This window comes from Leisingera thetidis (genome assembly GCF_025857195.1).
Taxonomy (GTDB): Bacteria; Pseudomonadota; Alphaproteobacteria; order Rhodobacterales; family Rhodobacteraceae; genus Leisingera; species Leisingera thetidis.
The window spans coordinates 40,251-48,535 of sequence record NZ_CP109794.1; the positions used below are offsets into that span (position 1 = coordinate 40,251).

Here is an 8,285-nt window from a genome sequence, read left to right on the forward strand (position 1 = left end):
CAGACGGCCCCAAAGCAGTTTACCGGGGCCGCGGCAGTGGCGGGGGCACGGACCCGGGCAGCAGCCCGCTGCCCAGCCCCGGACAGTTAACGAGGAGGAAATTCACCATGGGTATCCAAGACCAGAATCCGGACTGGGAAGTCTGCGATCCGACATGCGACATCCGGTTCAGCGACAACAAGTTCGACCCGGACTACAATGACGACACCACCGAGTGGGGCGGCACCGACGGCAATGTGATCAACCTGAACGATCACGACGCCGGCGACAACGCCTCGGCCGGGGCCGGCGATGACGCGATCTACGGCAACCAGCGCAACAACCGCCTGTTCGGCGAGGAAGGCCAGGATTACATCGAAGGCCAGGGCGGCGAGGACCTGATCGAAGGCGGCACCGGCAATGACACCATCTTCGGCGGCTGGAACGACCCGGAAACCGCGCATTACGACGAGGGCGACTGGATCGACGGCGAGGAAGGCTGCGATTACATCGACGGCGAAGGCGGCGATGACACCATCCTGGGCGGCGCGGATTCCGACACCATCTTCGGCGGCACCGGCGACGACCAGCTGTTCGGCGATGATGCCGACCGCGACTACAGCTATGAAGACGGCGACGCCGGCGACTACATGTACGGCGAAGACGGCAACGACTGCATGGACGGCGAAGGCGGCGACGACTGGATGTGGGGCGATGCCGGCCAGAGCGATCTGAACGGCGACAACGACTACGACCACTCCAACAACAACGACACCATGTACGGCCGCGACGGCAATGACCGCATGCACGGCCAGCAGGGCAACGACCGCATGGCCGGCGGCCTCGGCGACGACCTGGTGATCGGCGGCATTGGCGACGACGAGATGTTCGGCGACGAGCGCCAGTCGCAGAATGACGACCTCGACTTCGGCGCCGACAACGGCACCGGCAACAAGACCGAGCAGGTCGACGGCGACGACTGCATGCTGGGCGGCGACGGCAACGACACCATGGACGGCCAGGGCGGCAATGACACCATGTTCGGTGAAGCCGACCACGACCTGATGCAGGGCGGCCGCGGCGACGACCTGATGGACGGCGGCGCAGGCGCCGATGACGTCAACGGCGGCGCCGGCCAGGACACCCTGCGCGGCGGCTCCAACAACGACGTGCTGGAAGGCGGCGCCCAGGGCGACCTGATCTTCGGCGACCATGGCAGCAACCTGGGGGTCGAAGGCGGCAAATACGATCCTGCTCACGACTTCGACATCGACTGGGATTGCTGCGACGACGACGAGCAGCCCTCGGTCCAGGCCCATGCCGAAATGGAAGACGGCCTGAAGGAGGTCGACTGCCCGGACTGCTACACCCCGATCGACGAGGGCCCGGACGGCAATGACCGGATCCGCGGCGGCTCCGGCGACGACACCATGTTCGGCGAAGGCGGCAATGACGTCATCATCGGCGGCCGCGGCGACGACCATGGCCATGGCGGCGACGGCGACGACATCCTCAAAGGCGGCCACGGCGACGACACGCTGTACGGCGATGCGGATGACGACTGCCTGCACGGCGAGGGCGGCGACGACAAGCTGTTCGGCGGCACCGGCGACGACACCCTCAAGGGCGGCGACCAGGACGACCTGCTGAAGGGCGAAGACGGCGATGACCGGCTGTATGGCGGCAACGGCGAAGACACCCTGCTGGGCGGCGAGGACGACGACAAGCTTTCCGGCGGCCGCGACAATGACGTGCTGAAGGGCGGCAACGGCGAAGACACGCTCTGCGGCAATGGCGGCAATGACTTCCTCGACGGCAATGACGACAACGACAAGCTGAAAGGCAACGGCGGCGATGACGTCCTGGAAGGCGGCGACGGCTATGACACGCTGTTCGGCAACAACGGCCGCGACTGCCTCTACGGCGAGGCGGACAATGACTACCTCGACGGCGGCAAGGGCGATGACTTCCTGGATGGCGGCGAAGGCAATGACACGCTGTTCGGCGGCAAAGGCAACGGCAACGACTTCCTGAAGGGCGGCGAAGGCAATGACACCCTGAAGGGCGGCGATGGCAAGGATGTCTTCATCATCGACCTGAAATGGGACGGCACCAGCTTCTCGTCCAACGATGGCACCGACAAGATCCTGGACTTCGACATCGACCAGGACCACGACGTGCTGCTGTTCCGTGTCACCAATGTCGGCGACGGCAAGGGCACCTCGGCGCAGGACGCTTTCGAGGAGCTCAATGAAAACGGCGGCGCAACCGTCACCGATGATGGCACCGACACCCACATCTCGGCGGGCGGCGCCACGGTGAAGATCCTCGGCCTGACCAACAACGAGAGCTACTTCAGCTCGCTTGGCCAGGACGCCAATCCGCTCGGCGGCGTTGGCATCAACGCGGTGACCACCGGCGATGCGGGCTCCTACGAGGCGATCCGCGTGCTGGCATCCGACACCGGCTTTGATGACAGCTTCGACAACATCTGGGGTCACACTGTCTGAGCCATAGGAACGGCGGGCCCGGGGGTTGACCCCGGGCCCGTCCAGCCCTGGTTCAGGACAGCGATTTGGTCCCCGGCCAAGGATTGCATCCTTGGACCAGGGCGCTGTTCTCCAGATTATATAACTTCAATTCGTGCAGCCGGGGGGCTACGACAATGAAGGTAAGACGGGTATTTGACGGCCAACGGGGGGTGCTTGCCGCCATCTTCACAGCAAGCATCTTTGTGAACCTCCTTGTCCTGACAGCGCCGCTCTACATGCTGCAACTGTTTGCCCGGGTCATGGCCTCGGGCAGCATTCCCACTCTGATTGCTCTGACCACCGGCGCAGCCCTTGCGCTGGTGTTCTTCTTTCTCTTCGACATGATCCGCCAGCGCCTGGTGGCGCGGCTCGGATCGCGGCTCGAGGCGCGGCTCAGCCCGCTGGTGCTGGAGGGCATGATCAGCGGCCGCCGCCCCGCCGCCCTGGCCCGCGCCGAACCGATCCGCGACATCCAGGAGCTGCGCGGCTTTGTCACCAGCCCGCTGTTCCTGGCGCTGCTGGACGCGCCCTGGTCGCTGATCTTCCTGGCGCTGATCTTCCTGTTCAGCCCGGTGCTCGGCGCGGTGGCGCTGGTCGGCCTGGTGCTGCTGTTCAGCCTTGGCCTGCTCAGCGAGCTGCTGGCCCGGGGGCCGATGGACACGGCCGGCCGCCAGGCCGCCGAGACCAATGCCGCGGTGGCGGAAATGATGAACAACGCAGGCCTGATCCACGCCATGGGCAAGACCGCGCCGCTGATCGCGCGCTGGCAGCTCAAGGCGTTCTCGGCGCTGGTGTTCAACACATTGGCCACCGACCGGGTGGCGCTGATGACCTCGCTGGCCAAGGCGGTGCGGATGGGGCTGCAGATCGCGGTGCTGGGCACCGGCGTGGTGCTGGTGATCAACAACCAGCTGACGCCGGGGCTGATGATCGCCGCCTCGATCCTCCTGGGCCGCGCCGCGGCGCCGGTGGAGCAGTCGATCGCCGGCTGGCGCGGCTTCCTCAAGGCGCGCGCCGCGCACGGCCGGCTGAATGAATTCCTCGCCCATATGGGCGCCGCCCCGGAGCGGCTGGCCCTGCCCGAGCCGGAAGGCCGGCTGTCGGTGGAAAACGCCACCGTGGTGCTGCCGGGACGCGCCGATCCGCTTTTGCTGGACATCACCCTGGCGCTGAAGCCGGGGCAGTCGCTGGGGCTGATCGGCCCCTCCGGCGCCGGCAAGACCACATTGGCCCATGCGCTGGCCGGGCTGCAGCCGCTGGCGCGCGGCCATATCCGCATCGACGATGCCGCGCTCACCGACTGGGACCCGGCGCAGATCGGCCAGCACATCGGCTTCCTGCCGCAGCGGGTCGAGCTGTTCCAGGGCACGGTGGCGGAGAACATCGCGCTGATGGACCCGGACGCCCGCCCCTCCGATGTGGTGGCGGCGGCCAAGCTGGCGCAGGTGCACGGGATGATCCTGTCGCTGCCCGGCGGCTACAACGCCGAGGTCGGCCCGCGCGGCGAGTTCCTGTCGGCCGGCCAGCGCCAGCGCATCGGCCTGGCGCGCGCCTTCTTCGGCGACCGCAAGCTGATCGTGCTGGACGAGCCCAACGCCAATCTCGACCCCGAGGGCGAGGAGGCGCTGGCCTGCGCCATCGAAGAGGCCTGCGCCCGCGGCGCCGCGGTGGTGGCGGTGACCCACCGGCTCAGCCTGCTGCGCCGGGTCAGCCATGCGGCGCTGTTGCAGGACGGCCGCATCGCCCGCTTCGGCGAGGCCCGCCAGGTGATCGAGGCGGCGGCGCAGCCGCTGGCCCGGAGCCAGGCCCAGGCGCATCAGGACGATCCCAAGATCGCCCCGTTCCGCCACCGCAACGCGGACGGCGGCCCCGCCGGCAAGGGCGCCGATGCGCCCCGGACTGAAGGAGAAAGCGCATGAGTCTGGTGGAACAGGAGCGCCGCAGCCCGGCGCCGCAAACCCCGGCCGGGACGGTGTCCCGGGGCGGCTTCCGCGATCTGATGCCGGCCGGCAGCGGCCAGGAGGTGCCGCTGCCCAAGCACCCGCCGACCCGGGTGCGCCAGCTGGTGCTGTGGCTGGCGGTCTGCGGCTTCGGGCTGTTCGGCGGCCTGGTGTTCTGGGCCACCAAGGCCGAGCTGACCAGCGCGGTGGTGGCGCCGGGCGCCTTCAACGTGGCCGGCGACCGGCTGGCGGTGCAGCATTTCGAGGGCGGCATCCTGCGCGAGCTCAAGGTGGCCGAGGGCGACCGCGTCGCCGAGGGCCAGGTGGTCGCCCGGCTCGACGGCCGCCGGGTGCAGGCGCAGCTGGCGATCCTGAACGGCCAGCTGGCCAGCCTGCTGGCGCAGCAGGCGCGGCTGGAAGCGGAACGCAAGGACACCGAGACGCTGCAGCCGGGGCCGGAACTGGAGCGGCTCACCGGCCGGGCGCCGGACCTGGCGCAGCTGGTGGCGGTGCAGCACGACCTGCTGGCCTCCAACCGGGCGCTGTACCAGGGCCAGATGGACATCATCCGCACCCGCGTCAGCCAGCTCGAGGATCAGCTCAAGGGCCGCGATGCCCGGATCCAGGCCACCGAGGAGCAGCTGGCGCTGGTGCAGGGCGAACTGGCGGATCTGACCGGGCTTTTTGAAAAGGGGCTGGTGCCGAAGACCCGCATCAGCCAGCGGCAGATGCAGCAGAGCGGCCTGCTGGGCACCCTGGGCACGCTGGAAAGCGACCGCGGCAATGTGCTGGAGCGGATCGGCGAGATGGAAGAGCGGCGGCTGCAGGCCGGCCGCGACCGGGCGGCACGGATCGCCGCCGAAAGCCAGCAGGTGCAGGAGCAGATCCTCGATCTGCGCCAGCGCCTCGACGCGGCTCTGGATATCGCCGAGCGCCAGATCATCCGGGCGCCGCGCGCCGGCCGGGTGGTCGGGCTCAGCATCAACACCCTGGGCCAGGTGGTGGACCCCGGCCAGACCATCCTCGAGCTGATGCCCGAAGGGGCTGGGCTGCTGGTGGAAACACGGGTGGCGGTCGAGGATATCGACGAGGTTGCCGAAGGCAGCCAGGCGCGGGTGCAATTGACCGCCTACAGCTTCCGCTCCACCCCGCCGGTGCAGGGCGAAGTGGTGATGGTGGCGGCGGGCAGCAGCATCGACCAGCTGACCGGCCGCTCCTATTACCCGGTGCATATCCGCATCAAGGACAACGAGCTGGCGGCGCTGCCCAATGTCAAGGCGCTGCCCGGCATGCCGGCCCAGGCGATGATCGAAACCGGCCGCCAGACCCTGGCCGACTACCTGATCAGCCCGGTGCTCTCCAGCATGTCGCAGGCGCTGAAGGAAGGCAGCGGCTAGAGGGACAGCCGCAGTCAGGAAGGCCGCGGCCCAGGGGGGAGGGCCGCAGCCTGTCCGGGCCCGCTTCAGCCGCAAGGCTGAGGCGGGCCTGTTGGTTTCCGCCCCCGCCTGTTCCGCCGCCCCGTGCCGCTGCCCCGTGCCGCTGGCCGGCCCGTTTGCCTGCCGCTTTCGGCCGCTTTCGGCCGCCGCCCCTGCCCCGGAGCAGGGGCGGCGCTCACCCTTGGCAGGCAGCGGATAGCCCTCAGCACCCCCGTCCTATCCTTTGGTGCAGCAGCGCCGCCGCGCCCGCCATGCTAGAAAGATCCCAGCACACAGACAGACACAGACAGACAGCAGGAGACAGACCCATGACCCTGATCAGCACCCTCACCGGCGTTACCGCAAGCCTGGCAGCCGTGGCCGCGGGCTTTCTCCTCGGCCTGCCGCTGCTGGTGCTGGCCCTGATCTACCCGGTGGCCGGGGTGCTGGGCTGCACCGCCTGCCAGTGGGCGCTGGAACAGCGCGAGCGCCTGAGCGCGGAACCGCAGCTGGCCTATTACTCGCCCCGCCCCTACTTCGGCTGATCCCGCGCCGCCCTGATTTCCCCGGCCGGCACCGCCCCTCCGCAATCCGGCCTGCCGCAGCCCCGGCTTCAGATCCCGCCTCCCCCTCCTCCCCCCCGAGGACTGAAGCCGGGGCCCGCGCGCGCGCTCTCTCACTCTCCCCCCCGTCTTTTCCCCGCCCCGGAATAGGTCCGGTCCGGACCAAATGTTTCGCGCGCGAAACATTTGGTCAACCATGCTGACCTTTTTGGAGAGGGGTGAGAAAGCTTCCTGGAAACCGTCCGGGGGACGGTTTCGCTGTCGAACGGACGGAGCCCTTTGGCAAGATGACAGGGAAGCCCGCCGCTTCTTTCTGGTCTTAAATACTCAATTCCGTCGGCCGGCCCGGGGCGCAGGCGCCCGCTAGCCTGCGGCGCGTTTCCGGACCCAGCCGAGGAAGGCCGCGTCGGGCATCCGGAGCCGCGGGCTGCCGGTGCGCAGCCACATGGCGCGCCACTCCGCTTCCAGCGCATAGGCATCGGCGCCGGGGACCAGCGCCCGCGCCTGCTCCAGCGTTTCCGGCTTCAGGGAGGGCGCGTTCAGCGCCGCCTCGGTGACCGCCGCCTTCTGGGAAAAGCGGATCACGTCGCCGTCCAGTTCCTCCAGCGCGTAATCCGGCAGCGGCTGGTTTTGAATCATGCCGCGGATCATCTTGCGGAACACCCGGCGCGGCGAGGCGGAGCCGGATTTCTTCAGCAGCACCTCCACCGACACCTGCCAGCTGTTCTGCCGCCCGCAGTGCTTGCGCGCCAGCTCGTAGATCCGCCGCTCCAGCGGTTTGCGCAGCCGGAAGTAATCGCGGCTCAGCGTCAGCACCGATTTCGACAGCACCGCGCGGTAGAGCCAGTCGCTGAGCGTCACCGCCACGCTGACCATCTTGCCCGCCCCTTTTTTCGGACTGGGCGCCTTGCGCACGATCTCCCATTTCTCGATCAGGCCGAAGCCGGTGGTGACCTCTTGCCCGCCGGTAACGATATTGGTGGTGATGCGGGTGCCCGCCAGCCGCTCGAAGGCCTCGCGCAGGCGCCGGTAGGCATCGCCCGAGGTTTCGCGGTTGGTCGCCACCATCAGATCATGCGCCTTCAGATGCAGCGTCCGGCTGACCTGCCGCCCGGCATTCAGCGCCGCCATCAGCTGGCTGATGCAGAAGATCAGGATGTCCTTGTCGTGGATCGTCGCCAGCCCCTTGACGCTCGGCGTCACGGTGATCTCGGCGCCGTTGTGCTGGTAATTGAGAATGCGCCGGTCCGGCCGGGTGGCCAGCGAGAACAGCGGATGCTCCATCGATGCGAGGTCGTTCTTGGGGATCGCCCCGAAGATGTCGCAGAGGAAAAAATCCCCCTGCCCTTCCGGCGGGATCGCTCCCGCTGCCAGCTCTGCTGCCATCTGCCTGCCCGTTTCCGCTCGTCCCGGCCGCCGGATCTCTGCGGATCCTGGCGACTCGTTTTATCGTGGTTTTGATTACGCCCACCCTAGGGTTATCCACAACGGCCGGCAACGGGGGATCGGAATCGCTTTATCGGGGGTTCAGAGTCGTTTCATCGGGGTTTCAGAATCGCCGGGTTCCGGAAATCCGCCCCGATCCCCCATGAAAAAAGGGCTTTGCGCGACTCGTCTGCCGCCTGTAACTAATAAATAACCCATATTTAACAGAGCAGATTTTTTTGCACGCCCTGAACCCCGCCGCTTTCCCCTGCCGCAACCGCCGGATTTTCTTAGAAAAACCAGAAGGCATGCGCATTTTTCTTCCATGTGCCGTGTTTTTGCGTATTCTGGCAAAAAGGCAGCACATCAAGGCTGCGGAACAGTAAGACAACGGGCAGGGCCGCGAGGCCCAAGGACAGCAGGCAGATCCTC

Annotated in this window: 5 protein-coding genes; 4 read left to right on the forward strand and 1 reads right to left on the reverse strand. The window is 67.6% G+C overall.

Annotated elements, in window-relative coordinates; all coding sequences use genetic code 11:
• Positions 1-107 precede the first annotated feature (107 nt).
• The 4 genes from OKQ63_RS26010 (at position 108) to OKQ63_RS26025 (ending at position 6,410) form a co-directional block, all read left to right on the forward strand.
• Positions 108-2,489 carry a calcium-binding protein gene (locus tag OKQ63_RS26010; RefSeq protein WP_264214779.1) on the forward strand — a complete coding sequence of 794 codons (2,382 nt, stop codon included), beginning with the start codon at positions 108-110 and terminating at the stop codon, positions 2,487-2,489.
• 224 nt (positions 2,490-2,713) lie between these two features.
• Positions 2,714-4,429: a type I secretion system permease/ATPase gene (locus OKQ63_RS26015; protein WP_264214780.1), complete on the forward strand. Its 1,716-nt coding sequence runs from the start codon at positions 2,714-2,716 to the stop codon at positions 4,427-4,429.
• Entirely contained in the window at positions 4,426-5,847 is a 1,422-nt protein-coding gene (locus OKQ63_RS26020; RefSeq protein WP_264214781.1) for an HlyD family type I secretion periplasmic adaptor subunit, read from the forward strand. Before OKQ63_RS26015 ends, OKQ63_RS26020 begins: the two co-directional genes overlap by 4 nt.
• 347 nt (positions 5,848-6,194) lie before the next feature.
• Positions 6,195-6,410 (forward strand): hypothetical protein, encoded by a 216-nt coding sequence (locus tag OKQ63_RS26025; RefSeq protein ID WP_264214782.1) that lies wholly within the window; start codon positions 6,195-6,197, stop codon positions 6,408-6,410.
• 381 nt (positions 6,411-6,791) lie between these two features.
• On the opposite strand, the gene OKQ63_RS26030 is transcribed toward OKQ63_RS26025, so the two are convergent.
• Positions 6,792-7,814 (reverse strand): replication initiator protein A, encoded by a 1,023-nt coding sequence (locus OKQ63_RS26030; RefSeq protein WP_264214783.1) that lies wholly within the window; start codon positions 7,812-7,814, stop codon positions 6,792-6,794.
• Positions 7,815-8,285 lie beyond the last annotated feature (471 nt).

What these genes read in the sequence shown, in the direction of transcription:
- OKQ63_RS26010 (WP_264214779.1), top strand. Translation starts at nt 108, where the DNA reads ATGGGTATCCAAGACCAGAATCCGGACTGGGAAGTCTGCGATCCGACA.
- OKQ63_RS26030 (WP_264214783.1), bottom strand. Translation starts at nt 7,814, where the DNA reads ATGGCAGCAGAGCTGGCAGCGGGAGCGATCCCGCCGGAAGGGCAGGGG.
- OKQ63_RS26025 (WP_264214782.1), top strand. Translation starts at nt 6,195, where the DNA reads ATGACCCTGATCAGCACCCTCACCGGCGTTACCGCAAGCCTGGCAGCC.
- OKQ63_RS26020 (WP_264214781.1), top strand. Translation starts at nt 4,426, where the DNA reads ATGAGTCTGGTGGAACAGGAGCGCCGCAGCCCGGCGCCGCAAACCCCG.